The following is a 24,767-nucleotide window of genomic DNA, read 5'->3' on the forward strand; positions in this document are numbered from 1 at the left end:
GGGGGGAGGAGGCTCACCGGCGGCCGCGCTGACGGATCCAGTGTGACAGCTGAAATGTCGCATGTCAAACGGCGTGACGCGCCTCGATGTCAGCGCCCTCGGTCGTCAGGGGCGTCGGTCGTCAGGGGCGTCGGTCGTCAGGGGCGTCGCTCGGGTCGCCGACCGCCACGGGCCGCGCCGGGTCGGACGACCAGGCGCTCCACGACCCCGGCCAGAGCGCCGGGCGGGCCCCCGCCAGGGTGAGCGCCAGGGCCGCGTGCGCCGCGGTCACGCCCGAGCCGCAGTACACGGCCACGTCGCCCTCGAGGTCGACGCCCGCCTCCCGGTAGCGCGCCGCGAGGGCCGCCGGCTCGAGGAACGTCCCGTCGGGCCCGAGGTTGCCGGCCGTCGGCACGCTCAGCGCACCGGGCACGTGCCCCGCCCGCGGGTCGACCGGCTCGACGTCGCCGCGGAAGCGCTCGGCGGCGCGGCTGTCGACGAGCGTGCCGTGCTCCGGCCACTCCCCGGCCTCCTCCGTGTCGACGACGCCGAGGCCGTCGCGCCCCGCCCCGATCGGCTCGAGCACCACGTCGCCGGGCACGGGCGTCACCTCGCCCTGCTCCACGGGCAGGCCCGCGGTGCGCCAGGCCGCCAGCCCGCCGTCGAGCAGGCGCACGTCGGCCACCCCCGAGACGCGCAGCAGCCACCAGGCCCGCGCCGCGGAGAGCCCGCCCAGGTCGTCGTAGACGACGACGGCGTCGCCCCGGCCGAGCCCCCACCGTCGCGCCGACGCCTGCAGGTCGGCCGTGCCGGGCAGAGGGTGCCGCCCGTCGATGGCGGCCCCGTGGCCCGCGAGCTCCGAGTCGAGGTCGACGTAGACCGCCCCCGGCAGGTGCCCGGCACGGTGGTCGTCGCGGCCGTCGGGGCGGTCGAGCCGCCACCGGACGTCGAGGAGTCGCGGGGCACGCGGGCCCCGGAGCTCGCGCTCCAGCTCGGCCGCGGTCACGAGGGGGTGCACGGTGGTCTCCATGCGCCGAGGCTACCCACGCCGTGCCCCTAGGCTCGGCACGTGTCCGTCGCCCCGACCACCCCGCCCCCGTCGCCGTGGGAGTCCGTGGCCGGTGACCTGCTCGACGGGCTGCACCCGCGACTCCGCCCGTACTTCGCGGCGATCCCGGCCGGCTCGGTCGGCGTCGGCCACGGCGTCTTCGACCGCGTGGGCACCCCCCGGCGCTGGCTCTGGCCGGTGCTCGCCGTGCTCGGCCGGCAGGGCGTGCTCTTCCCCGTCTGGCAGCACGACGTGCCCTTCGGCGTCGTGAACACCCCCGGCGTCGACCCCGCCGGCGACGTCGTGGTGGGCGCGGTGCGCACGTTCGCGTTCTCGGACGACCCCGACTCGCACCGGAGCATGGTCGACGCGATCACCGCGGGGCCGGGCGGCCTCGTCGACCATCTGGGCACGCGACGCCGCTGGTCGGCCGACCTCGCCGTGGCCGTTGTCGACGGCGGGCTCGTGCTCACGTCGGGGGCGCTCGCCCTGCGCGTCGGTCGCCGGCACCTCCCGCTGCCCCGGGCGGTCTCGCCGCGCGTGACGCTGCACGAGGCCTTCGACCCGGCGGCCGGGCGCCAGCGCGTCTCGCTGACGCTCGACGCCCCGGTCGTCGGGCGGATCTACGAGTACTCCGGACACTTCGACTACCGGATCGAGCCCCGCGCCGCGGCGGCCGACCGCCACCCAGGGGGAACAACACCATGACCGAGCACGTCGTCCTCGCCGGGGCCTCCGGCTTCATCGGCCAGCACCTCGCCGCCGCGTACCGCGCGCGCGGCGCCCGCGTGAGCACCGTCGGGCGCTCCGGCTCCGACGCGAGCTGGGGCGACACCGCGGGCATCACGGCCCTGCTCGAGGGCGCCGACGTGCTCGTGAACCTGGCCGGCAAGAGCGTCGACTGCCGCTACGGGCCGGAGAACCGCGCCGAGATCCTCCGGTCACGGGTCGAGACCACGCGGGAGCTGGCGGAGGCGGTGCTCGCGTGCACCGCGCCTCCCGCCGTCTGGTTCAACTCGTCGACCGCGACGATCTACCGCCACGCCGAGGACCGCCCGATGACCGAGTCGACCGGGCAGATCGGCACCGGCTTCTCGGTCGACGTGGCGACGGCCTGGGAGCGCGAGTTCTTCGCGCCCGACCTGCCCGCGACCCGTCGGGTCGCGCTGCGGATGGCGATCGTGCTCGGCGACGGCAGCGCACTGGTGCCGCTGATGGGGCTGGCGCGCGCCGGCCTCGGCGGTCCGCAGCTCGACGGCCCGTGGCCCGCGACGCGGGCGCGGCTCGCGGCCGGCACGCACCACCGCGAGGGCGCCGGCGGCGGGCGCCAGAAGTTCAGCTGGATCCACGTCGACGACGTGCTCGGCAGCATCGAGTGGCTGCGCGAGCACGAGGAGGTGGACGGGGTCGTGAACCTCTCGTCGCCGAACCCGGCCGACAACCGCACGATGATGGGCATCGTCCGTCGTGCGGTGGGGATGCCCGTCGGCCTGCCGGCGACGCGGTGGATGCTCGAGCTCGGCACGGCCGTGCTGCGCACGGAGACGGAGCTCGTGCTGAAGAGCCGGTGGGTGCTGCCGGAGCGCCTGGTCGAGGGCGGCTACGAGTTCGTGCACCCGCACCTCGACGAGGCGGTCAAGGGCGTCGTCTCCGAGCGGCGGCAGCGGATCGGCGGCCGCGGGTAGCTCCGCCCGCGACGCGGGGGCCAGGGCGCCCGCCTCCTGCCTGCGGCTGCGCCTGGGCCCGCGCCTGCGCCTAGAGCTTCGCGGCGAGCTCGGGGTCGGTGGGCTCGACGAGGTGGCTGCCGTCGGGGAAGACCACGACCGGGATCTGCGTGCGACCGCTGATCGCGTACGCCCGGTCGGCGCCGTCCTCCACGGCCTCGACGTCGACGTAGTCGTACTCCACGCCCTCGCGGTCGAGCAGCGCCTTCGAGCGGCGGCAGTCGCGGCACCAGTCGGCGCCGAACATGAGGATGCGGTCGGGGGTCTGGTCGCTCATGCGGGCGAGCCTATCTGCGGAGCGTGGGGGCGACTCCCCCTGTTCGCACGGGGCGGAAACGCGCCCGACACACGGCGCTGCTAGGAATCTCGCATGCCCACGACGCCCCTGCCGACCTCCCTGCCGCCCGGCCGCCTCCTCGAGGTCCGCGGCGCCGTGCGCGTCGTCGTCGACGAGTCGACCGAGACCGCCGACAGCCTCTGGGTGCGGGACGGCGTCGTGGTGGCGCCCCCGGGCGAGGACGCGCTGCGCGGCGGGCACGACGTCCTCGACGCCGGCGGGTGCGTCGTCACGCCGGGGCTCGTCAACGCGCACCACCACCTGCTGCAGAGCGGGTTCCGCACGCTGCCCGGCACGCGCCACGTGCCGATGGCCGAGTGGCTGCCCGCGATGGCCGCGGCGTACGGCTCGGCCGTGATCGACCCGTCGCTCGTCGCGGCGACCACGGCCGTCGGGGTCGCCGAGGGGCTGCTCGCGGGCGTGACGACCGTCGCGGACCACCAGCTCAACTGGCCCGCCGCGCCCGGCCTCGGCGGGGGCGCCCCCGGCAGGGCCGCCCTCAGCGGGGCCACGGCCGACGCCGCCGTGGCCGACACCGTCGCGATCGCCCGGAGCATCGCGGAGACGGCCCGGGGGCTCGGCGGGCGGCTCGTCTTCGTGAGGGGCTCGGCGCGCGACGACCCCCAGCGCGCCGCGGCGTCGGCCGAGGCGATCGTCCAGGCGCTGCTCGGGGCGGAGGGGCCGGTGCCGCGGGGCGGGGTGAGCGCCGACGGGATGCTCCAGCTCGCCGTCGGGCCGGCCGGCGTGCACAGCGACGGGCGCGAGACCTTCGAGCTGCTGGCCGAGGTCGCGGCCCGCCACGGGCTGAGGAGGCGCACGCAGGCGAACGAGCAGGTCGACGTCGCGATCGCCCTCGAGCGCTGGGGGCGTCGCCCGCTCGACCTGCTCGACGAGTGGGGCTGGCTCGCCGACGACGTCACGATCGCCCACCTCTGCGCGGTCGACGCGGGCGAGGTGGTGCGGCTGGCGGCGGCCGGGGTCACCGCGACGCACGCCCCGGGGTGCGACCTGCCGATGGGCTGGGGCGTGGCGCCGGTCGCGGCGCTGCGCGCGGCGGGGGTGGCCGTCGGGCTCGGCACGAGCGGCGGCGGGAGCAACGACGCGGGGCACCTGCTGGCGGACGCGCGGCTCGCGATGCAGGTCGCGCCGCTGGCGCCGCGGCCGGCGGGCGCCGGGGGTGCTGCGGGCGCTGGGGGTGCCGAGGACGGGGAGGGCGCCGGGGGTGCTGCCTCGTCGCCGACGCTGACACTGACGGCCCGGGACGCGCTCGGGCTCGCCACCTCCGGCTCGGCCGCCGGGCTGGGCCGCCCCGAGCTCGGCCACCTCCGGCCGGGCGCGGCGGCCGACCTCTGCCTCTGGGACGTCTCGGGGGTCGCGGACGCCGGGGTCGCCGACCCGGTCGCGGGGCTGCTCTGGGCGAGCCCGGGGCGGCGTCCGCGCCACGTGCTCGTGGCGGGCCGCCCTGTGGTGCGTGACGGGCGCCTCCTCGGGGCCGATGAGCACGAGCTGGTCGCGGCCCTCCGCGAGCGCGTCGGCCGCTAGCCGGCCACCGGCCGCCCTGACCGCTGACCGCTGGCCCCTGGCCCCTGGCCCCTGGCCACCCTGACTGCAGAACCCGACCTGCGCCCGTCCGACGCGACTCCCCCACCCGCAATTGCCGACCGAGGCGCCTCTGGCGCATGGAATACCCGTCACCAGAGCCTCTCTGGGGCCCGATCGGTCGGCATCTGCAGGAGCTGAGCCACGCGTGCCGGATACCTGGTCGGCATTTGCGGGCGCGAGGGGAGGCGCGGGTCGAGTCGGGACGGGAGGCGCGAGGGGAGGCGCGGGTCGAGTCGGGGCGGGAGGCGCGGCGCGGGAGGCGCGGGTCGAGTCGGGACGGGAGGCGCGGGGCGGGAGGCGCGAGGCGAGCCGGGACGGGAGGGGCGGGGCGCGCGGGCGCTAGAGGTCGAGGACCAGCCGGGGGCACGCGGCCCGCGAGACGCAGGGGAACATGCGGTCGCCGGCGGCCTGCTCGTCGGGCGTCAGGATCGAGTCGCGGTGGTCCACCTCGCCCTCGAGCACGGGCGTCTCGCAGGTGCCGCAGGTGCCCTCGCGGCAGCTCGACAGCACCAGCACGCCGGCCTCCTCGACGACGTCGAGCACCGAGCGGTCGGGCGGCACCGTGACCGTCAGGCCCGAGGCGGCGAGCTCGACCTCGAACGACTCGTGCCGCACCGGCTCGCCGACCTCCTTCGGCTCGAAGCGCTCGACGACGACCTGCCGCCCGGCGCCGGCCGCCTCGACGGCCGAGACCAGCCGCTCGGGCCCGCAGCAGTAGGTCGTCGTGAACGCGGCCATCCCGGCGAACAGGGCGTCGACGTCGAGCCGGTCGCCCTCGTCGGCGGCGTGCACGTGCAGCCGGTCGCCGTGCAGCTCGGCCAGCTCGTCGAGCAGGGCGAGGGAGGCGCGGCTGCGGCCGGCGTAGTGGATCACGTACTCGACGCCCGCACGTGCCGCCGCGCGCGCCATCGCCGAGATCGGCGTGACGCCGATGCCGCCCGCGACGAACACGTACGAGGTGCCGCGACGGGGCTCGAACTCGAAGTGGTTGCGGGGCCCGGCCAGCCGCACCGCGTCGCCGACGGCCAGGGAGTCGTGCAGCCAGGCCGAGCCTCCTCGTCCGTCCGTCTCGCGCAGCACGCCGACCCGCCAGGTGGGCGCGTCGGGGTCGCCGCAGAGCGAGTACTGCCGCACCTCGCCGCCGGGCAGGGCCACGTCGACGTGGGCCCCGGGCTCCCAGCGCGGCAGGGGGCGGCCGTCGGGCGCGGCGAACTCGAAGAGCTCGACCCGGTCGGCAGAGCGGGTGCGGGCCGTCACGACGACGTCGAGGGCGGTGTCGGGCAGTCGGGTGGGGGCGGTCACAGGGTCTCCGGTCTCTGCTTGACGACGAACAGGCGGTAGCCGTCGTCGTCGACGGCGGCCCAGCGGTGGGCGGTGCCCCCGACGTAGTAGAGGGAGTCGCCGGGGCCGAGCACGTGCACGCCCTCGTCGCCGAGCTCCACGCGCAGGCGACCGGCGAGCACGTGGACGAACTCGTCCTCCGCGTGCTCGAAGAAGTCGCCGGGGTCGCGGTTGTAGCCGGTCATCTCCATCGGGTGGAAGGCGCGGTCGCCGTGCGTCAGCAGCCGCGCCGAGGCCTGGCCGTAGCGCCCGGTCGAGCCCTCGGCCGCCGCGACGTGCACGACGCCGGGCTGGTCGCCGGGGCGGTCGTCGTCGGCCGCGGCGAGGATCTCGACCTGGCTCGTGCCGAGCGCCCGGGCGATGCGCTCGAGCGAGACCAGGCTCGGCCGGGCGAGCCCGCGCTCGAGCTGGCTGAGGAAGGGGTGCGACAGCTCGGCCTCGCCGGCGAGCTGCACGAGCGTGAGGCCCCGAGCCCGGCGCAGCCGCCGGATGCGCGAGCCCACGGCGAGCGCCTGCGGATCGACGGGCGCGGCGGTCACCGCGGCGGGCGCGGCGGTCACCGCGGCGGGCCCCGGGGCCGATGCCGGCGCCGCTGCCGACTGGGCGGCGAGAGCCACGGTGTCGAGGTCGTCGAGGGACGTGACGGGAGCCTCCTGGATCGGGTGGACAGACGAGGTCTACCACGGCGGTCGGACGGCCCGGCCCGCAATTAACACGGCGAAACGGCCGCGTCACGTGCCCGAAACGAGCCGTCCTTAGATTGAACCATGTTGATGCGATCAACATTCTGCACCCTGCACCGACCGGCCCTCCCCCTGAGGGGCCACCGGCCGACAGACCCGAGGACGACCCGTGAGCCGACTCCCCCGCCCGATCTCGCTGCTGACCGCGGCCACCCTGCCCGACGGCTCGGTGGTCGACGTCGTCCTGGCCGGCGACACGGTGGAGGCGGTCCTCCCGGCGGGCACGGCGGCACGGGCCCCCGAGGCCGAGACCCTCGACCTCGCCGGCCACCTGCTGCTCACCGCCCCCGCCGAGCCGCACGCCCACCTCGACAAGGCCCTCTCCTGGGACGCCATCCGGCCCCCGATGGGCGACCTCGAGCTCGCCATCGCCTCCTGGCGCGTGCACGCCGCGACGATGACCGTCGACGACGTGGCCGACCGCGCCCGCCGCCAGCTGCTCGCGATGCTGGCCCAGGGCACCACCGCGGTGCGCACCCACGTCGACGTGCTGCTCGGCGCCGAGGCGACGCGCGGGGCGGAGGCGCTGGTGCGGGTGCGCGACGAGCTGCGCGACCTCGTCGACGTCGAGATCGTCGCCCTCGCCTCGCAGGACAGCCCCGACCGCGACGTCGAGGCCGTCCTCGACCTCGGCGTCGACCTCGTCGGCGGCGCCCCGCACCTCTCCCGCGAGCCCGAGCGCGACCTGCACCGCCTGCTCGACATCGCGGAGCGCCGCGGCGTCGGCGTCGACCTGCACACCGACGAGAGCCTGCACGGGCCCGACACCCTGCTCGCCCTCGCTCGCCGGGTGGAGCACTGGACGACGCCGGTCTCGGCCGGCCACTGCGTGCGCCTCGGCAGCATGCCCGCCGCCCAGCGCGACGAGGTGGTCGAGGCGGTCCGCCGTGCCGACGTCGGCGTGATCGCGAACCCGATCACGAACCTCTACCTGCAGGGGTGGGAGTCGCCGGTCGCCACGCCCCGCGGCCTCACCGCCGTGCGCGAGCTGCTCGACGCCGGGGTGCGGCTGGCGGCCGGCGCCGACAACGTGCGCGACCCCTTCAACCCCCTCGGCCGGAGCGACGCCCTCGAGACGGCGATGCTGCTCGTCGTCGCCGGCCACCTGACGATCGACGAGGCCTGGCACGCGGTGAGCGACGGGGCGCGGTCGGTCATGGGCCTGCCCGTAGCCGGAGCCGTGGCGGGGGCGCGGGCGGACCTGCTGGCGATCCGCGCCTCCTCGCTGGCGGAGGCCGTGGCCTCGGCGCCCGCCGACCGCACCGTGCTGCACGCCGGCCGCGTCGTCGCCGAGAGCGTCGTCACGCGGCACGTCGCCGCCCCCGCCGCCGAGCGCGCCCGGAGCGCCGCCCCCACCGACCGCACCCTCACGGAGACCAGGTGACCCGCATGACCACCACCGCCACCCCCCGCCCGAGCGCTCCGGCGCCGACGACCGTCGGCACGCTGCTCGACTTCCGCGACGTCGCCATGCGGTTCCCGAACGGCACGGTCGCGCTCGAGGGCGTCGACCTCACCGTCGACCGCGGCGAGTTCGTCACGGTCGTCGGGCCCTCGGGCTGCGGCAAGTCGACCCTGCTGCGGATCGCCTCCGGCCTGGAGAGCGCCTCGGCGGGGCGGGCCGAGGTCGACACCGACCGCATCGGCTACGTCTTCCAGGACGCGACCCTGCTGCCGTGGCGGAACGTCCGCGACAACGTCGAGCTGCTCGCCGAGCTGAACGGGGCCTCGAAGGCCGACCGGCGCCGCGCCGCCGCCGAGGCCATCGACCTCGTCGGCCTGTCGGGCTTCGAGAGGTCGCTGCCGAAGGAGCTCTCGGGCGGCATGAAGATGCGCGCCTCGCTCGCCCGGTCGCTGACCCTCGACCCCGAGCTGTTCCTCTTCGACGAGCCGTTCGGCGCCCTCGACGAGATCACCCGCGAGCGCCTCAACGACGAGCTGCTGCGGCTCTTCGTCGAGAAGTCGTTCGCCGGCCTCTTCATCACGCACTCCGTCTCCGAGGCCGTCTACCTCTCCACGCGCGTCATCGTCATGTCGGGCCGGCCCGGCGGCATCGTCGGCGAGTTCGACGTGCCGTTCCCGATGCCCCGCGACCCCGACCTGCGCTTCACCCCCGAGTTCGCCGAGCTGGTCGGCGAGGTCTCGCACGCACTCCGAGAAGGGCACCGCTGATGGCGATCGACACCCGGGTCTCCCCCGCCGAGCCGAGCACGGCGCCCGCCGCGCAGCCCCGGCTGACCGGCCCCCGCGCCCCGCGCCGGGCCCTGACGCCCCGCGCGGCGCGGACGCGCGACGTCGTGCTGCCGATCGTGGTCTTCGTGGCGCTGATCGGCGTCGGCTACCTGATCGCGCTGTACTACGACCAGGTGCGCGGGCTGCCCTTCCTGGTGCCGTACCCGCACCTCGTGCTCAACGCCGTGCTGCTCGACGCCGACTTCCGCCCCGACCTGCTCGAGGCGCTCGGCAACACGACGCTGATCGCGGTGATCGGCCTGGCGATCGCCATCGTGATCGGGGTGGCCTGGGCGGTGCTGATGGTGCAGGCGCGCTGGATCGAGAGCGCTCTCTTCCCGTACGCGGTCGTGCTGCAGTGCATCCCGATCCTGGCGCTCGTGCCGCTGATCGGGTCGCTCTTCGGCTACGAGATGCCGTCGCGCATCATCGTCACGGTCATGTTCGCCCTCTTCCCGATGGTGTCGAACACCCTGTTCGGCCTGCAGTCGGTCGACAAGGGCCAGCGCGAGCTCTTCCAGCTGCAGGGCGCCTCGCGCCTCACCCTGCTGACCAAGCTGCGGTTCCCCGCCGCGCTGCCGTCGATCTTCATCGGCCTCCGCAACTCGGCCGGGCTCTCGGTGATCGGCGCGATCGTCGCCGACCAGTTCTTCCAGCGCGGCGACGGCGGCCTCGGCGTCCTGATCTCGGTGATGAACCAGCGCCTCAACGGCGCCGAGATGTTCGCCGCGATCGTCGTCGCGAGCGTCCTCGGCGTCTTGGTCTTCGTGGCGTTCGGCTGGCTCGGCCGGGTCGCGACGGGCAAGTGGTTCACGGCGAACTAGCCGGCCACCGACACGGCCGCGGCGGCTCGCCCGGTCGACCCGCGCCTCCGGCGCTCCCCCTGCCTCCCTCTCTCTTCCCCTCCGCACGTCCCCTCCCACACCTCCCCTCACCGTTCCGCCCACAGCACAGCACCGCTCTGCCCGCTCCCCTGCTCCACCCCCTGACAGGAGAACCCCATGCCCCGCACCTCCCGCACCCTCACGGCCCTCGGACTCGTCGTCGTGACGGCCGCCGCCCTCTCGGCCTGCTCCGCCGGGCCCTCCGACGACGCCGCGCCCCAGGCCGCCGCGAGCGGCTCGGGCGTCGACCTCTCGGGCGTCTGCCCCGCGACCGTCGTGATCCAGACCGACTGGAACCCGGAGGCCGAGCACGGCCACGCGTACCAGCTGCTCAGCGACGACTACACCGTCGACGCCGACCAGAAGACGGTGACGAGCGACCTCATGGCCGGCGGCCAGCCGACCGGCGTCAAGGTGGAGATCCGGGCCGGCGGCCCGGCGATCGGCTTCAACACCGTCACCTCGCAGATGTACCAGGACGACGACATCACCATGGGCTACGTCACCACCGACGTCGCCGTGCAGAACTCGGCCGACCTGCCGACCACGGCGGTCTTCGCCGAGAACGACATCTCGCCGCAGATGATCATGTGGGACCCGGAGACCTACCCCGACGTGACGACGATCGAGGAGCTCGGGGAGGAGCTGGCGAAGGACGACGGCGTCGTGCGGTACTTCTCCGGCGCCGCCTACATGGACTACCTGATCGGCAACGACATCCTCCCCGAGGGCGTCACGGACGGCAGCTACGACGGCACCCCGTCGAAGTTCGTCGTGTCGCAGGGGAAGGACGCCCAGCAGGGCTTCGCCACGGCCGAGCCGTTCGTCTACGAGAACCAGGTCTCGGCCTGGGGCAAGCCGCTCGAGTACCAGCTGATCAACGACACCGGCTACCCGATCTACCCCGAGGCCATGGCCGTCAAGACGGGCGACCTCGAGGAGCTCAGCCCCTGCCTGGAGAAGCTCGTGCCGGTGCTGCAGCAGGCCGACGTCGACTACTTCGCCTCGCCCGAGGCCACGAACGAGAAGATCGTCGACCTGGTCGAGCAGTACGACACCGGCTGGGTCTACGACGCCGACGTCGCCGCGTACGCCGTGAAGCAGATGAAGGCGCTCGGCATCGCGACCGACGGCGACAACGGCTACGTCGGCGACATGGACGAGGAGCGGATGCAGAAGATCATCGACCTCGACACCGAGATCTTCGAGGCGCAGGGCTCGACGCTGAAGGAGGGCCTCGCCCCGAGCGACCTCTACACGAACGAGTTCCTCGACGACTCGATCAGCCTGGGGTTCTGAGCCGTGCCCGACACGCTGACCGCCACCGGTGCCGGCGGCACCACCGGCACAGGCACCACCGCCTCCGCCACCGCCGCCCTCGAGGCCGAGCTGCGCGAGCTGCTCGGCGACCGCGGGGTCTCGGTCGAGCTCGCCGCCCGTGAGAGAGCGAGCCTCGACGGCTCGCGCCTCTCGCCGGTGATCAGCGAGCAGCTGCCCCTCGGCCTCGCCGACCTCGTCGCCTACCCGGCCGACGCCGAGCAGGTCGCGGCGGTGGTCGGCGCGGCGGTGCGGCACGGCGTGCCGGTCACGCCCCGCGGCAAGGGCACCGGCAACTACGGCCAGGCGATCCCGATGGCCGGCGGCCTCGTGCTCGACCTGACCCGGGCGCGCGCCGTCGTCGAGGTGGGGGTCGGCTGGATCACCGCCGAGGCCGGCGCGACGATGGTCGCCCTCGAGCAGGCCGCCGCGAAGACCGGGCAGCAGATCCTGATGTACCCGTCGACCGCGCAGTCGACCATCGGCGGGTTCCTCGCCGGCGGCTCCGGCGGCACCGGGTCGATCAAGCACGGCTCGAACAGCTCCGGCTTCGTCACGGCGCTCGACGTCGTGCACGCCGTGCCCGACGCCCGGCTCGTGCACGTGGAGGGCGACGACGCGCAGCCGTACGTCCACAACTACGGCACGGCCGGCGTCATCGCCCGGGCGACCGTCGCGCTCGAGCCGCTGCAGGACTGGCGCGGGTTCTTCGCGAGCTTCGACCGCTTCGAGCAGGCCCTGTCGCTGATCCGGCCGTTCGCGGACCTCGAGCCGACGCCCCGCCTCGTCAGCGCCGACCTGCCGACGCTCGCCGACGCGCTGCCCGACGACCCGGGCATCCCCGCCGGGCGCGTCAGCCTGCGCGCCATCCTCGACGTCGCCACCGTCGAGGAGGCCACCAGGATGGTCGAGGAGGCGGGGGGCCGCGTCGAGGACGTGCGGGAGGGCCCCCAGACCGCCATGAAGATCAGCATGATGTCGTACAACCACCCGATCGAGTGGCTGCAGAAGGCCTACCCCGACACGTACTTCCACGTCGAGGTCTCCGGCGACGCGCTGGTCGACCGCATCGACGAGGTGCACGCGGTCTACGAGGGCGGCATGCTGCACATCGAGTCGCAGCACGGGCGGCCCATCGGCATGCTCGCCGGGGTGTACCGCTCGGCCGCCGAGGTGTACGCGGGCTTCGCGAAGCTCCGTGCGCTCGGCGTCGGCTACCACAACCCCCACCAGTGGTACGTGGACTTCGAGCCCGAGCGCACCCGCGCCCTGGCCGCGACGACCGACCCCGAGGGGCTGCTCAACCCCGGCAAGCTCGTCGACCCCGCGACGGTCGGCGGGCCCGACCCGGGCGTGAAGGGCGGCCACGGAGTGCCGGCCGCGGTCGGCGTCGACACCGGGGCGAAGGTCTCGTGAGCGACCTGCGGCCCCGGCCTCGCGTCCGCTCGCGCTCGCGCGACCTCGTCGAGCTGAGCGGGCCGGCCCTGTCGGCCGCGCTCGGCGAGGACAGCATCGTGGTGCTGCCCACCGGCGCGATCGAGCACCACGGCCCGCACCTGCCGCTCGCCACCGACTGGCTGATGGCCGACCTGATCAGCCGGGCGGTCGTCGAGGAGGCGGCGGCCGGCGGGCAGGACGTCTGGCTGCTGCCCCCGCTCGCCTACACGAAGTCGGACGAGCACCACTGGGCCCCGGGCACGGTCTGGCTCACGGCCGAGACCCTGCTGCAGACCGTCGTCGACATCGGCCGCTCGGTCGCGGCCACGCCCGCCCGGACCCTCGTCTTCTACAACGGTCACGGCGGCAACATCGCGCTGCTGCAGGTGGCCCTCCGCGAGCTGCGGCGGCGCTTCGGGCTCCGCACCTTCCTGATGGGCACCGGCATGGTCGCGGGCGACGGCGTGAACGGGCCCGACGAGCACGGCTTCGGCGTGCACGGCGGGCACAGCGAGACGTCGATGATCCTGCACCTCCGGCCCGACCTCGTCGACATGGGCCAGGCCCGGCGGTGGATCCCCGACCACCTGCTCGACACCGAGTTCGTGCGCTTCAACGGCGGGCCGGTGCACTTCGGCTGGACGAGCGACGACTTCGGGCCCGACGGCGTCGTCGGCGACGCCAGCGGGGCGAACGCCGCCTGGGGCGCCGAGCTGCACGCCACGGCGGTGCGGAACGGGGTGGCCCAGCTCGCCGAGATCGCGCGGTTCCGGCACCGGCCGCCGGGCGGGCCCGCCGCGTGAGGCTGCCCGACGAGGCCTGGGCCGTGCTCGAGGCGTGGCTGCCGCCCGACGACGACCCCGACCGCCCCCAGGCGACCCTGTCGACGGTCGACGCCGACGGGGGCCCCGACGCCCGCACCGTGCTGCTCTCGTCGGTGGCCCGCGACGGGCTGTCGTTCCACACCGACGCGACCAGCCGAAAGGTCACCCAGATCCGGGCGAACCCGCTGGTCGCCGTCACGGTGCTCTGGCCCGGCTTCACGCACCAGCTCGTGGTGCGGGGCCGGGCCGAGCCCGCCGACCCCCCGGCCGTGGCCGCGGCGTACGCCGCCCGCTCGCCCTACCTGCAGCAGCTCGCCTGGCTCAACACCCACGACTTCGCCGCGCTCCCGCTCGCCGAGCGGCGCGCCCGCTGGGCCGCGGCCGAGGCCGAGAGGGAGGCGCGGGTCGCCACCGCGGGGGGCACCGGCCTCGAGCCGCCCCCGACCTGGGCCGGCTTCGTCGTGCGCCCCACCCGCGTGACCGCCTGGTCGAGCGCGCCCGACACCGCGAGCCGGCGCGAGGAGTGGGCGCTCGGCCCCGGGGGCTGGGCCCACTCCCACCGCGCCGGGTGAGCCGGCCCGCCCCGCGGTGCTGAGCCGGGCTCGCCCGGGCCCCGCCGCGGGGCTGCCAGACTCGTACCGCCCCACGAAAGGACCGCCGTGACCGACACCGCCGCACCCTCCGCCCCCGAGCGCGCCAGCCGGAACCCGGTCACGCGCCTCCGCCGTGACCAGGCCCGCATGCACCTCGTGATGATGCTCGCGCTGACCTTCACCACCGGCATCATCGACGCCGTCGGCTACCTCGGCCTCGACCGCGTCTTCACGGCGAACATGACCGGCAACGTGGTCATCCTCGGCATGGCGATCGCCCAGGCCGACGGGCTGCCGATCGTCGGCCCGGTGGTCGCCCTCGTGGCGTTCCTCGTCGGCGCCGCGGGCGGCGGGCGGCTGCTGCGCGGCAGCCGGAAGGGCTGGTCGGGCCGCAGCACGGTCGCCTTCTCGGTCACCGGCGGCGTGCTCTTCGTGCTCGGCCTCTCGTGCTTCTGGGTGCTGCCCGAGGAGGGGTCGCCCTGGGCCTACACGATCACCGGCCTGCTCGGCGCGGCCATGGGGCTCCAGGCCGCGGCCGCCCGCAAGATCGCGGTGGCCGACGTGACCACCGTCGTCGTCACCTCGACCATCGTCGGGCTCGCGTCGGAGTCGAAGCTCGCCGGCGGCGACGGCAAGAACTTCCCGCGGCGCGTGCTCGCGGTGCTGATGATCCTCGTCGGCGCGGGCGTCGGGGCCCTCCTGCTGCAGGTGCACATCGGCGTCGGCATGGGCGCGGCCGGGGGCCTGACGCTGCTCGTCGCGCTGACCGGGCACCTGATGCGCGAGCGGGTGAAGGCGGCCGAGGCGGTCGCCGCCGGGGCCGAGGGGGCGCCCCGTGGCTGACGCGGTCGCCGACGACCTCGCCGGGGACCTCGTCGGGGACCTCGTCGTGCGGGCCGAGCGCGTGCTCGTCGACGGCGCCTGGCGGGCCGCGTCGGTGCACGTCCGCGACGGGGTGGTGGTCGCGATCGGGTCGCTCGACGCCGTCGCCGCGCGCCCGGGCGGCCCCGACGTCACGCTGCCCGCCGACCAGGTGCTGATGCCCGGGGTGGTCGACAGCCACGTGCACGTCAACGAGCCGGGCCGCACCGAGTGGGAGGGCTTCGCCTCCGCCACCCGGGCCGCGGCCGCCGGCGGCGTCACGACGATCGTCGACATGCCGCTGAACAGCGTCCCGCCGACCACGACTGTCGCCGCCCTCCAGCTCAAGCGCGCGTCCGCGGCGCCGCAGTCCGTCGTCGACGTCGGCTTCTGGGGCGGCGCCGTGCCGGGCAACCTGGGCACGGGCGACCTCCGGGCCCTGCACGACGCCGGCGTCTTCGGCTTCAAGGCCTTCCTGTCACCCTCGGGCGTCGACGAGTTCCCGCACCTCACGACCGAGCAGCTGCACGCGGCGGCCCGCGAGCTCGCGGCCTTCGACGGCCTGCTGATCGTCCACGCGGAGGACCCGGGCGAGCTCGACGCCGCCGCGGCCGGTCTGCCCGAGGGGCCCGCCGGAGGCGCGGTGTACGACGACTTCGTGCGCTCCCGCCCCGAGGTGGTCGAGACCACCGCGATCGAGCACGTCGTCGAGGCCCTGCGCGAGACCGGCGGCCGCGCGCACGTGCTGCACCTCTCGTCGGCGGGCGCGCTCGACACCATCCGCGCGGCCAAGGCCGAGGGCCTGAGGCTCACGGTCGAGACCTGCCCGCACTACCTCACCTTCGACGCCGGCTCGATCGCCGACGGCGCCACGCAGTTCAAGTGCTGCCCGCCCATCCGTGACGAGGCGAACCGCGAGCTGCTCTGGGCCGCCCTCGTCGACGGCACGATCGACGTCGTCGCGTCCGACCACTCGCCGTCGACGCCCGAGCTGAAGTTCGCGGGCGACGGCGACTTCGGCCTCGCCTGGGGCGGCATCGCCGGGCTCGAGCTGAGCTTCCGGGCCGTCTGGTCGGGGGCGCGGGCGCGCGGCGTCCCGCTCGAGCGCGTGCTCGGCTGGATGAGCAGCGGCACGGCCGACCTCGTCGGGCTCGGCCGCGGCTCCGCGGCCTCCCCGGCCAAGGGCCGCATCGCGGTGGGGGCCGCGGCCGACCTGGTCGCCTTCGCGCCGGAGGAGCCCTTCACCGTCGACGTGACGGCGCTCGCGCACCGCAATCCGGTGTCGGCCTTCGACGGCGCGGAGCTAGTCGGGCTCGTCGCCGCGACCTGGGTGGGGGGCGTGCGCGTGACCGACGCCGCGCCTCCGGCCCGGTTGCTGACCCGACCCTGAGGCGGGGCGCCACGGCGGGAGCGCTGGGGGTGCTGTCAGCGCGCCAGTGGCGACGCGGGTGCCCGCACGGGTGCTGACTCGAGCGCGCGACGGGCGACCTGTTCGGGCAGGTCGGGGTGTGCCGCGCCGCGCGCTCGCGTCGCTCTCTGGTGCTCCGGGTGCACCAGGCCTGGCGTCTCGGGTGCGTCAGGTACCTCGATGGTAGCGCCCCCGATACTCTCCGGTATGCACCCCGGTGACCCCCCTTCCGGGGGTCAGCCCTGGGCGTGCCCGACGGGGCGCCGGAGCCCGCTAGGGTGGCGGTCATGGCGACCACGGAACGAGAGCGGACCTCACGACCGCCCCGCGCCGAGGTGCGCGAACGGCTGCTCCAGGCGGCCTCGACCCTCTTCTCGCAGCGCGGCGTCCACGCGACCACCCTCGACGACGTCGCGAAGGCCGCGGGCTTCAGCAAGGGCGCGGTGTACTCCAACTTCGAGTCGAAGTCGGACCTCGTCATCACCCTCCTGACGCAGGAGACCGAGGGGGCCCTCGGCGCCCTCGAGCACATGATGCTGCCGGGCACGCCGCTCTCCGACCTCCCCGCCGCCGTGCGCGACGCCTTCGCGCCCTACGCGCAGGTCACGGCCGACGACTTCACCCTGATGAGCGAGTTCCGCGCTCAGGCCCTCGCCGACGAGGCCGTGATGGCGGCCTTCGTCGACCGGCGCCGGGCGGTGCTCGACACACTGCGCGGTCTCGTCGACGTCGTGCTGCAGGGCCAGGCGCGACAGGTGACCGGGCTGTCGTCCGACACCCTCGCCCGGCTGCTCATCGACGTCGCGCTCGGCTCGGCGTTCGACGCCCCCGCCACCGGCGAGGTCGGCCCGGGCGAGGTCATGGCCGAGGTGCTCGCGGCGCTGACCCGCACCGCCTGAGGCGCCCCGCCTGAGACGCCCCGACCGAGCCGCCTCGCCTCAGCGTCGAGTCGGCGGGTCCGTGTCCTCGTGGGCGCGCTCGTTCGTCGAGTCGGCGGGTCGGTGCCCTCGTGGGCGGGTCGGCGGCGACCCGCCCACGAGGACGGCGACCCGCCGCACCGGCGAGGACGCCCCGGCGGGGACGCCCGGCGGGGCTCAGGCGCCGGCGCCCTCCGTACCGGGCCGCTGCTCCAGCTCGGCCAGGTCGGCGTAGAGCCCGGTGACGTCGCCGACGCGGGTGCGCCCGGTGCGCGGGTGCTCGGCCAGCACGGCCGCCGCGAAGAGCGCCACGAGGCTCATCGCTGCGGCGTAGCTGTCGAACGGCGAGGGGCTGTCGACCGGGCACTCGAGGCGCACGGCGACCTCCGCCGCGCGGGCCGACGCGTCGCCGACGAGCACGACGGGCACGCCGCGCTCGGCCAGCGAACGGACGACGCCCGAGAACCCGGCCGGCCGTCGCCGGAACCCGACGAGCACGACGACGTCGCGCGGGCTCAGCCCCACGAGCTCCTCCCCGACCGACTGGCCCGGCTGCGGGGCGAGGCGCACGTCGTCGCGCACCTGCACGAGCTGCTGTCGCAGGTGCATCGCGACGGGGTAGCTGTTGCGGAACCCGACGACCACGACGCGCTGGGCGTCGGCCACCAGGCGGGCGGCGTCGGCGAGGCGGCCGTCGGCGAGGCCGTCGAGCATCCGCTGCAGGTTGCGCTGCTCGGAGGCCGCGTGGGGGGCGAGGTCGCCGGAGGCGGTGGTCGGCCCGACGGGGACGCCCCGGCCGCGCGCGACGCGGGCCTGCTCGCGCACCTCCTGGGCGTCGGTGAACCCGAGGCGGCGGAACAGCCGCGACACCGTCGCCTTCGACACCCCGCTCTGCTCGGCGATCTCGGTCGCCGTGACGACCGCCAGGTCGTCGAGGTGGTCGAGGATGAAGTCGGCGGCGCGCTGCTCCTGCGGGCTGAGGGCGCCGTAGCCGGAGTCGATCCGGTCGCGGATGCCGCCCTCGGCCGGGGCGGCCGCAGCGTCGGTCGGCACCTGCCCCGGCTCCGCGACCGCGTCCGCGTCCGCGTCCGCGCTCACGCTCGCGCTCACGCCGCCTCCGCCGTCCGGGCCGCCAGGGCGCGCACCGCGGCCTCGAACGCGTCGAGCGCGACCGCCACGTCGGCGAGGCCGACGATCTCGTCGGGGTGGTGGCTGATGCCGCCGGCCCCGCAGCGGACGAAGAGCATCGCCCAGTCGGTGAGCTCGGCGACGGCCATCGCGTCGTGGCCGGCCTTCGAGAACAGGGTCATCGGGTCGGCGTCGCCCGTCACCGCGATGCCCTCGCGCACGACGTCGCGGAGGGCGGGCGAGGCGACCACGGCGGGGGCGCTGTGCGTCTCGCGCGCCTCGACGGTGAGGCCGCGGCGCTCGGCGACCTCCGCGGCCTCGGCGAGCACCGCCTCCCACACGGCGTCCCGCTCGGCGTCGTGCTCGCCCCGCAGGTCGACGCTGGCCTCGACCAGGCCGGGGATGACGTTGACCCCGCCCGGGAACGCCTGCAGCCGGCCCACCGTCGCCACGCAGCCCGCGTCGCGGGCGAGGCGCTCGACCGCGAGCACGATCTCGCTGGCCCCGGCGAGCGCGTCGTGCCGGCGGTGGAAGGGGACTCCCCCGGCGTGCCCCGCGACGCCCGTGACGGTGAGCTCGAAGCGCCGCGCCCCGGCGATCGACGAGACGACGGCGAGGGCCCGGTCGGCCTCCTCGAGGTAGGGGCCCTGCTCGATGTGCGCCTCGAGGTAGCCGACGAGCGACCCCCGGGGAGGCGCGGCGTCGGCCACGGCCGCGGGGTCGAGCCCGAAGGCGGTGAACGCGTCGCGCAGCGTGGTGCCCTGGTCGTCGACGAGCTGCCACCACGCGTCGTCCCAGGTGCCGGCGAGCGCCCGGGAGCCGAGCAGGGCCGTGCCGAAGCGCGTGCCCTCCTCGTCTCCGAACGCCGCGACCTCGACCGCGACCGGCAGGCGGGTGCCGGCACGGTGCAGGCGCTCGACGACGGCGATCGCGAGCAGCACGCCGAGGACGCCGTCGTAGCGCCCGGCGTCGGGCACCGTGTCGAGGTGCGAGCCGAGCAGCACCGCGGGGGCGCCCGGCGTCTCGGCCTCGTACCGGCCGCGCTGGTTGCCCCCGGCGTCCTGCCACGTCGTCATGCCCGCGGCCTGCATCCACCCGGCCGCGATCGCGTTGACCCGGGCGTGCTCGGGGCTGAGGTACACGCGCGTGATGCCGTGGGCGGCGCTGCTCTCCCGGGCGAGCTCGTCGCACCGGTCGAGGACGACCTGGGCGTCGGAGCGGGGCGTGCCTGCGGGGCTCACGCCGCGCCTCCCGCCTGCTCCGCGCCTCCGGCCGTCGCCGCGGCCAGGGCCGTGGCCCGGTCGGCGTCGGCGTACACGTCGTAGGCGGCGTCGACCCCGCCGCCCGACGCGACCCGGGCGCCCGCCCGGCGCAGCACCGACTCGAGCGCCGAGAGCGTCGTCAGCACGGTGTCGCGGCGGGCGTTGTAGCCCATCGTGCCGATGCGCCAGACCTTGCCGTGCAGCGGCCCGAAGCTCGTGCCGATCTCGAGGCCGAAGTCGGCGAGCAGCTGCCCGCGGACCGCGTCGCCGTCGACCCCGTCGGGGATCTCGACGGCGACGACGTTGTTCATCTTGTGCTCGACGTCGCCGAAGACGCCGAGGCCGAGCCCCTGCACCCCGGCGAGCATCGCCGCGCCGTGCAGGCGGTGCCGCTCGACGGCGGCGTCGAGCCCCTCGTCGACGACGAGCCGGGCGCACTCGCGGGCGCCGTAGAGCATCGTCGTGGCCTCGGTGTGGTGGTTGAGCCGCTGCGGGCCCCAGTAGTCGAAGATCATCGCGAGGTCGAAGTAGTTCGACGCGATGCGCCGCTCGCTGGTCGGGTCGCCCGCGCTGCGGATGCCGGCCTCGACGGAGGCGCGGGCCCGGATGCGCTCGACGGCCCGGTCGGAGAAGGTGGCCGGAGCCGAGCCGGAGGGCCCGCCGAGGCACTTCTGCAGCCCGGCGGTGACGGCGTCGAGCCCGAGCGCGTCGGCGTCGACGGCGTTGCCCGCGATCGAGGCCGTGACGTCGGTGTAGAAGAGGACGCCGTGGCGGGCGCAGACCTCGCCGAGCCCCTCGAGCGGCTGGGCGACGGTCGTCGAGGTGTCGCCGTGCACCACCGCGAGCAGCGCCGGGCGCGTCTCGACGATCGCGCGCTCGATCGCCTCGGCCGTGAAGACCTGGCCCCAGGGCACCTCGATCGTGTGCACCTCGGCGCCGCACCGCCCGGCGATCTCGACGAGCAGGTGGCCGAAACGGCCGAAGACGGGCACGAGCACGCGGTCGCCCGGCTCGATCAGCGAGACGAGGGCCGCCTCGATGCCGGCCCGGGAGGTGCCGTCGACGAGCACGGTCTGCTCGTTGTCGGTCTGGAAGACCTGCCGGTAGAGGGCCTGGGTCTCGTCCATGGTCGCGGTCATCCACGGGTCGTACTGGCCGACCAGCTGCGCCGACATCGCCCGCAGCACGCGCGGGTCGGCGGTGATCGGGCCGGGGCCCATCAGCAGGCGAGCGGGCGGGTCGATCGGCTGGAAGGCTCGTTTCATGCCGCCATCGTACGCAACCCGTGTTTCAGGGGTGTTGCCGTGAGGGCGGGGGCGGCGGCGAGGCTGCGAGGATCGGGGCGTGACCGAGCCGACCCGTGCCCCCTCGTCGCCCTCCGGCGTGCCGACGGGCGGCCGGGTCGTCGGGGTGCTCCTGGCCGCCGGGGCCGGGACGCGCGCGGGGCGGCCGAAGGCGCTCGTCCGCGACCCCGACGGCACGCCCTGGCTCGAGCGGGGGTGCGCGGCGCTGCTCGACGGGGGCTGCGACGTGGTGGTCGTGGTGCTCGGCGCGCGGGCGGGCGAGGCGCGCGGTCTCGTGCCGGCCGACCCGCGCCTCCTCGTGGTCGTCGCCGGCGACTGGGCCGAGGGGCTCGCCGCGTCGCTCCGCGCGGGGCTGGCGGCCGCGGCGGGGCCGGAGGTCGCCCGGGCGCTGGCCGACGCGGCGGACGGTGCCGGAGGAGGAGCCGAGGAGGCGCGGTGCGCGCTGGTCTCGCTGGTCGACCTCCCGGGGCTGCCGCCGGCCGCGGTCGCGCGGCTGCTCGACGGCGAGGGCGGACGCTCGGCGAGCGCCCTGCGGCAGGCGGTGTTCGGAGGCCGCCCGGGCCACCCCGTGGTGATCGGTCGCGACCACTGGGCCCCGCTGGCGGCCACGCTGCACGGCGACTCCGGCGCCCGGAGCTGGCTGCACGCGCACGGCGCCGAGCGCGTCGACGCCTCCGACCTGTGGGACGGCGCCGACGTCGACCGCCCCGCCTGACGGCGAGCGCGACGCCGTCGCGCCCCGAGGGGACTCGAACGGGGCCCTCCGTGGCACTGCGGGCCCCGGACGAGTCACCTCGATCGCCCCGACGGCGCCGCCGCCGCCGCGCCTCAGCCGACGAGCGACGCCGCCAGGTCGACGAGCGCGAGGTCCGAGCCGCGCGGCCCCACCAGGCAGAGCCCCACGGGCCCGCCCGCGACGCGCAGCAGCGGGGCCGAGACGGCGGGGCGCCCGGTGACGCCCGCGAGGCAGGTGAGGCGGAGCGTCGCCCCGCGCACCCGGTCGACCTCCTCCGGCGAGGCGTCGAGCCGGGGCGCCGACGACGAGGCCGACGGCAGCACGAGCACGGCGTCGCCGAGCACCGCGTCGAGGGCGCGACGGGCCTCCGCCAGGCCGACCCGCGCCTCCTGCTCCTGCTCGGCGTCGACGCCCGCCCCGACGGCGAACCGTGCCGCGACGTCCGCGGAGAGCACGCCGGGGTGCGCCTCGATCCACCGCCCGTGGCTGCGCCAGGCCTCCGCGGCCTGCACGACCCGGAACAGCTCGAACAGCGTGTCGAGGTCGCCGACCGCGACGGCCGCGAGGCCGGGCAGCCGCCCGTCGTCGACGAGCGCGTCGACGACCCCGGTGAAGGCCGTGGCGACGTCGGGCTCGACCGCGGCGAGCACCCGGGGATCGACGACGACCGACGGCCCCGTCGACCACGACGGCCCCGACCGCCCGCGCCCCGCCGGCCCGCCGGGCGCCGCCCCGAGCGACGCCTCCGCCGCCGCCCGCAGCGTCGCCGGGTCGCGCGTCAGCCAGCCCACCGTGTCGAAGCTCGGCGCCAGCGGCAGCAGGCCCTCCCGCGGCACGGCGCCGTGCGACGTCCGCAGCCCCCAGAGCCCCTGGTACGAGGCGGGGACCCGCACCGAGCCTCCCGTGTCCGTGCCGAGCCCGACGTCCGCCTGCCCCAGGGCGACCGCGGAGGCGGGGCCGCTCGACGAGCCGCCCGGCAGCGCACCCGGCACGGCCCCGTTGGGCGGGGTGCCCCACGACCCGTTGCGGCCGGCGACGCTGTACGCGAACTCGTCGGTCTGGGCCAGGCCGGCGACGCTCGCCCCGGCGGCGAGCAGCAGCTCGACGGCCGGGGCCGAGGCCGTCTCGACCGGCTGCTCGGCGAGCCAGGCGGGCACGCCCGCGCCGACCGCGTGCCCCGCCACGGCGAAGAGGTCCTTGACGGCGACGGTCCGCCCCGCCAGCGGCCCCGAGGAGGCGCGGGCCGGCACCAGGGGCCCGCCCACCACCCGCCACACCCGCGTGTCGACCGCGGGGCGCGGGGCCTGCACGTGCGCGGTCGCGATCCGCCACGGCTGCCCGGCCCCGCGCCTCCACAGCTGGGTGACGACGCCGCGGCCGCCGCCGGCCGGCGCGTTGACGGTGACCACGACGGCCGAGCCGGGGTCGAGCACGCGCACGTGGCACTCCTCGACGCCACGGGCCGGCGCACCGCCCCGCCGGGCCCGGAACGCCGTGATCGCGTCGTGCCCGACGAGCACGCCCTGCGCGTCGACGCGGACGCTGCCCGGGCCCGGCTCGAACGCGTCGGCCAGGGCCGCGGCGTCGTCGCGGCGCAGGGCGTCCTCGTAGGCGACGACGGCGTCGAGCAGGCCCTCGGGCAGCTCGCCGCCCTCGAGGGTGGTGACCGACAGCGGGGCGGCCGGCGGCGGGGCGACCGGCCCCGGGGCGACCGGCCCCGGGCCGGGAGCGGTCTCGTCAGGCACGGGCCGCCTCCTCGCGGTCGAGCCGCGTCACGGCGCGGTCGCCGCCCACCAGCGGCACGCCGGCGAAGTCCGCCTTGCGCACCCGGGCGTGCACGCCCTTCACGAGGTCGACCACCTGCGAGATGTCGAAGTCGGTGGCGGCCGAGAGGTAGGCGTACGCCAGCGACTCGTCCATGCCCCAGCGTGCCCGGAGCAGGGCGATCGCCGCACGGACGCAGGCGCGCACCGCCTCGTCGAGGTCGGCGTCGAGCCCCGTCGGCACGAGGTCGTCCACGGTCTCGCCGAGCGGCCCGGCGAGCTCGCCGAACATCGCGAGCGCGTCGTCGCGTCGCACGAGGTCGAGCTGCACGGTCACGCGCAGCGACGCCTCCATCGCGGTCAGCGCGACCTCGCCGTCGCCCTGGGCGAAGTGGGGGTCGCCGACGTAGACGAGCGCGTCGGGCACCTGCACGGGCAGGTGCAGCGTCGTGCCGGCCGTGAGGAGAGCGATGTCGACGTTGCCGCCGAAGGCCCCGGGCGGCACCGAGTGGGGGCGCTCGGCGCCCGCGGCGGCGACGCCCATGATGCCGAGGAAGGGCCGCAGCGGGAAGCGCACGACGTGCTCGCCCCCGGGCACCACCGGCAGCGTGCCGACGAGCGAGCCGTCGGGCTCGACGTCCACCGCCGCGAAGACGCTGACCGGGCCCTCCTGCAGCGGGTACTCGCCGGCGAGGGCCCCGCGCCCGTGCCGGTTCGAGACGACGCCGTACGGCACGCGCGGCAGCGCCTCGACGAGCGTCACGCTGAGCACGTCGCCCGGCTGCGCCCCGCGCACCGCGACCGGGCCGGTGACGAGGTGCGGCCCGTCGACGAGCGGGTCGCGGTCGTGGGCGTCGGAGGCGGCGATCGCGACCGCGTCGCGCAGCACGTCGTCGGCGGCGACGCCGTGGGCGGCGAAGAAGCGCACCGGGTCGCGGCCCTGGTCGTCGAGCACGCCCTCGTGGCTGACCGTGTCGATCGTGACGCGCGTGCCCGGCTCGACCGTCAGCACCGCCGTGTCGGCGGCGCAGGGCAGGCGGCCCCAGAGCGTCGTCTCGGGCGTCGCGGGGAGGTAGTGGCCGGCGGCGACGGGGCCCTCCCCCGGCTGCAGGGGCCAGGCCGGGCGGGGCGCCGCGGCGGACGCGGCGGGTGAGACGGCCGCCGCGGCGGGCGGGGCGGCGGGCGGAGGAGCGGGGGCGGGGGCGGGGGCGGGGTGCACGGCGACGGCCTCTCTGGTCGCGCGGGGCCCGTGGCGGCCCCGGGTGACTCCCGACCCTAGGCGACGAGCCGTCCCTCCCGAGGGCCGTCCTGAAACAATCCGTTCACA

General features: G+C 76.2%; 23 protein-coding genes. 14 read left to right on the top strand and 9 right to left on the bottom strand.

Annotated features, from left to right (window positions below):
• Nucleotides 1–121 precede the first annotated feature (121 nt).
• Nucleotides 122–1,009 (bottom strand): sulfurtransferase, encoded by an 888-nt coding sequence (locus tag IFT45_RS01860; protein WP_192126387.1) that lies wholly within the window; start codon nt 1,007–1,009, stop codon nt 122–124.
• A gap of 39 nt (nt 1,010–1,048) precedes the next feature.
• Here IFT45_RS01860 and IFT45_RS01865 point away from each other — a divergent pair, with 39 nt between their 5' ends.
• Nucleotides 1,049–1,735 carry a DUF4166 domain-containing protein gene (locus IFT45_RS01865; RefSeq protein WP_371810838.1) on the top strand — a complete coding sequence of 229 codons (687 nt, stop codon included), beginning with the start codon at nt 1,049–1,051 and terminating at the stop codon, nt 1,733–1,735.
• A complete protein-coding gene (locus tag IFT45_RS01870; protein ID WP_192126389.1) occupies nt 1,732–2,712 on the top strand; it encodes an epimerase in 981 nt (326 codons plus the stop codon). Before IFT45_RS01865 ends, IFT45_RS01870 begins: the two co-directional genes overlap by 4 nt.
• A gap of 70 nt (nt 2,713–2,782) precedes the next feature.
• Here IFT45_RS01870 and IFT45_RS01875 read toward each other — a convergent pair whose 3' ends face one another.
• Nucleotides 2,783–3,028 carry a glutaredoxin domain-containing protein gene (locus IFT45_RS01875; RefSeq protein WP_056056842.1) on the bottom strand — a complete coding sequence of 82 codons (246 nt, stop codon included), beginning with the start codon at nt 3,026–3,028 and terminating at the stop codon, nt 2,783–2,785.
• A 93-nt stretch (nt 3,029–3,121) separates the two neighbouring features.
• Between IFT45_RS01875 and IFT45_RS01880 the strand changes: the two genes are divergently transcribed.
• Nucleotides 3,122–4,630: an amidohydrolase family protein gene (locus IFT45_RS01880; protein ID WP_192126396.1), complete on the top strand. Its 1,509-nt coding sequence runs from the start codon at nt 3,122–3,124 to the stop codon at nt 4,628–4,630.
• 399 nt (nt 4,631–5,029) lie between these two features.
• Here IFT45_RS01880 and IFT45_RS01885 read toward each other — a convergent pair whose 3' ends face one another.
• Both IFT45_RS01885 and IFT45_RS17665 read right to left on the bottom strand, forming a co-directional pair.
• Nucleotides 5,030–5,992 carry a 2Fe-2S iron-sulfur cluster-binding protein gene (locus IFT45_RS01885; protein ID WP_192126398.1) on the bottom strand — a complete coding sequence of 321 codons (963 nt, stop codon included), beginning with the start codon at nt 5,990–5,992 and terminating at the stop codon, nt 5,030–5,032.
• Nucleotides 5,989–6,648 (bottom strand): helix-turn-helix domain-containing protein, encoded by a 660-nt coding sequence (locus IFT45_RS17665; protein WP_371810839.1) that lies wholly within the window; start codon nt 6,646–6,648, stop codon nt 5,989–5,991. The genes IFT45_RS01885 and IFT45_RS17665 overlap by 4 nt, the downstream gene beginning before the upstream one ends.
• A gap of 235 nt (nt 6,649–6,883) precedes the next feature.
• Between IFT45_RS17665 and IFT45_RS01895 the strand changes: the two genes are divergently transcribed.
• The 10 genes from IFT45_RS01895 to IFT45_RS01940 all read left to right on the top strand — a co-directional run bounded on the left by IFT45_RS01895 (nt 6,884) and on the right by IFT45_RS01940 (nt 17,229).
• Entirely contained in the window at nt 6,884–8,158 is a 1,275-nt protein-coding gene (locus IFT45_RS01895; protein ID WP_192126401.1) for an amidohydrolase family protein, read from the top strand.
• Nucleotides 8,159–8,163: 5 nt separating this feature from the next.
• On the top strand, nt 8,164–8,946 hold the full coding sequence (locus IFT45_RS01900) for an ABC transporter ATP-binding protein (RefSeq protein WP_192126402.1): 783 nt from the start codon (nt 8,164–8,166) through the stop codon (nt 8,944–8,946).
• A complete protein-coding gene (locus tag IFT45_RS01905) occupies nt 8,946–9,830 on the top strand; it encodes an ABC transporter permease (RefSeq protein WP_192126404.1) in 885 nt (294 codons plus the stop codon). Before IFT45_RS01900 ends, IFT45_RS01905 begins: the two co-directional genes overlap by 1 nt.
• Nucleotides 9,831–10,007: 177 nt before the next feature.
• Nucleotides 10,008–11,189: an ABC transporter substrate-binding protein gene (locus tag IFT45_RS01910; protein ID WP_185233542.1), complete on the top strand. Its 1,182-nt coding sequence runs from the start codon at nt 10,008–10,010 to the stop codon at nt 11,187–11,189.
• Nucleotides 11,190–11,192: 3 nt separating this feature from the next.
• On the top strand, nt 11,193–12,623 hold the full coding sequence (locus tag IFT45_RS01915; RefSeq protein WP_371810841.1) for an FAD-binding oxidoreductase: 1,431 nt from the start codon (nt 11,193–11,195) through the stop codon (nt 12,621–12,623).
• Nucleotides 12,620–13,447, top strand: a complete 828-nt coding sequence (locus IFT45_RS01920; RefSeq protein WP_056056851.1) for a creatininase family protein — start codon at nt 12,620–12,622, stop codon at nt 13,445–13,447. The genes IFT45_RS01915 and IFT45_RS01920 overlap by 4 nt, the downstream gene beginning before the upstream one ends.
• Nucleotides 13,444–14,040: a pyridoxamine 5'-phosphate oxidase family protein gene (locus IFT45_RS01925; RefSeq protein ID WP_192126406.1), complete on the top strand. Its 597-nt coding sequence runs from the start codon at nt 13,444–13,446 to the stop codon at nt 14,038–14,040. The genes IFT45_RS01920 and IFT45_RS01925 overlap by 4 nt, the downstream gene beginning before the upstream one ends.
• A gap of 87 nt (nt 14,041–14,127) precedes the next feature.
• Nucleotides 14,128–14,904: a YoaK family protein gene (locus tag IFT45_RS01930; RefSeq protein WP_371810842.1), complete on the top strand. Its 777-nt coding sequence runs from the start codon at nt 14,128–14,130 to the stop codon at nt 14,902–14,904.
• Nucleotides 14,897–16,312 (top strand): allantoinase AllB, encoded by a 1,416-nt coding sequence (gene allB, locus IFT45_RS01935; protein ID WP_371810843.1) that lies wholly within the window; start codon nt 14,897–14,899, stop codon nt 16,310–16,312. The genes IFT45_RS01930 and allB overlap by 8 nt, the downstream gene beginning before the upstream one ends.
• Before the next feature lie 305 nt (nt 16,313–16,617).
• Entirely contained in the window at nt 16,618–17,229 is a 612-nt protein-coding gene (locus IFT45_RS01940; protein ID WP_082514564.1) for a TetR/AcrR family transcriptional regulator, read from the top strand.
• A 195-nt stretch (nt 17,230–17,424) separates the two neighbouring features.
• On the opposite strand, the gene IFT45_RS01945 is transcribed toward IFT45_RS01940, so the two are convergent.
• From IFT45_RS01945 to IFT45_RS01955, 3 genes are read right to left on the bottom strand one after another with little or no spacing between them, the layout of a single operon-like run.
• Nucleotides 17,425–18,357, bottom strand: coding sequence for a MurR/RpiR family transcriptional regulator (locus IFT45_RS01945; protein ID WP_197982199.1), 933 nt, complete (start codon nt 18,355–18,357; stop codon nt 17,425–17,427).
• A complete protein-coding gene (locus IFT45_RS01950; protein ID WP_192126408.1) occupies nt 18,354–19,616 on the bottom strand; it encodes an allantoate amidohydrolase in 1,263 nt (420 codons plus the stop codon). The genes IFT45_RS01945 and IFT45_RS01950 overlap by 4 nt, the downstream gene beginning before the upstream one ends.
• A complete protein-coding gene (locus IFT45_RS01955; RefSeq protein WP_244637585.1) occupies nt 19,613–20,902 on the bottom strand; it encodes an alanine--glyoxylate aminotransferase family protein in 1,290 nt (429 codons plus the stop codon). The genes IFT45_RS01950 and IFT45_RS01955 overlap by 4 nt, the downstream gene beginning before the upstream one ends.
• A 79-nt stretch (nt 20,903–20,981) precedes the next feature.
• Here IFT45_RS01955 and IFT45_RS01960 point away from each other — a divergent pair, with 79 nt between their 5' ends.
• Nucleotides 20,982–21,656 carry an NTP transferase domain-containing protein gene (locus tag IFT45_RS01960; RefSeq protein ID WP_371810844.1) on the top strand — a complete coding sequence of 225 codons (675 nt, stop codon included), beginning with the start codon at nt 20,982–20,984 and terminating at the stop codon, nt 21,654–21,656.
• A 113-nt stretch (nt 21,657–21,769) separates the two neighbouring features.
• Here IFT45_RS01960 and IFT45_RS01965 read toward each other — a convergent pair whose 3' ends face one another.
• Together IFT45_RS01965 and IFT45_RS01970 are read right to left on the bottom strand one after the other, a co-directional pair.
• Nucleotides 21,770–23,422 (bottom strand): AtzH-like domain-containing protein, encoded by a 1,653-nt coding sequence (locus IFT45_RS01965; RefSeq protein ID WP_371810845.1) that lies wholly within the window; start codon nt 23,420–23,422, stop codon nt 21,770–21,772.
• Nucleotides 23,415–24,551: an acetamidase/formamidase family protein gene (locus IFT45_RS01970; protein ID WP_244637649.1), complete on the bottom strand. Its 1,137-nt coding sequence runs from the start codon at nt 24,549–24,551 to the stop codon at nt 23,415–23,417. Before IFT45_RS01970 ends, IFT45_RS01965 begins: the two co-directional genes overlap by 8 nt.
• Nucleotides 24,552–24,767: the final 216 nt, after the last annotated feature.

Origin of the sequence: Frigoribacterium sp. CFBP 13707 (genome assembly GCF_014842245.1) — a bacterium.
Lineage (GTDB): Bacteria > Actinomycetota > Actinomycetes > Actinomycetales > Microbacteriaceae > Frigoribacterium > Frigoribacterium endophyticum.

What these genes read in the sequence shown, in the direction of transcription:
- IFT45_RS01860 (WP_192126387.1), bottom strand. Translation starts at nt 1,009, where the DNA reads ATGGAGACCACCGTGCACCCCCTCGTGACCGCGGCCGAGCTGGAGCGC.
- IFT45_RS01870 (WP_192126389.1), top strand. Translation starts at nt 1,732, where the DNA reads ATGACCGAGCACGTCGTCCTCGCCGGGGCCTCCGGCTTCATCGGCCAG.
- IFT45_RS01875 (WP_056056842.1), bottom strand. Translation starts at nt 3,028, where the DNA reads ATGAGCGACCAGACCCCCGACCGCATCCTCATGTTCGGCGCCGACTGG.
- IFT45_RS01880 (WP_192126396.1), top strand. Translation starts at nt 3,122, where the DNA reads ATGCCCACGACGCCCCTGCCGACCTCCCTGCCGCCCGGCCGCCTCCTC.
- IFT45_RS01900 (WP_192126402.1), top strand. Translation starts at nt 8,164, where the DNA reads ATGACCACCACCGCCACCCCCCGCCCGAGCGCTCCGGCGCCGACGACC.
- IFT45_RS01905 (WP_192126404.1), top strand. Translation starts at nt 8,946, where the DNA reads ATGGCGATCGACACCCGGGTCTCCCCCGCCGAGCCGAGCACGGCGCCC.
- IFT45_RS01910 (WP_185233542.1), top strand. Translation starts at nt 10,008, where the DNA reads ATGCCCCGCACCTCCCGCACCCTCACGGCCCTCGGACTCGTCGTCGTG.
- IFT45_RS01940 (WP_082514564.1), top strand. Translation starts at nt 16,618, where the DNA reads ATGGCGACCACGGAACGAGAGCGGACCTCACGACCGCCCCGCGCCGAG.
- IFT45_RS01955 (WP_244637585.1), bottom strand. Translation starts at nt 20,902, where the DNA reads ATGAAACGAGCCTTCCAGCCGATCGACCCGCCCGCTCGCCTGCTGATG.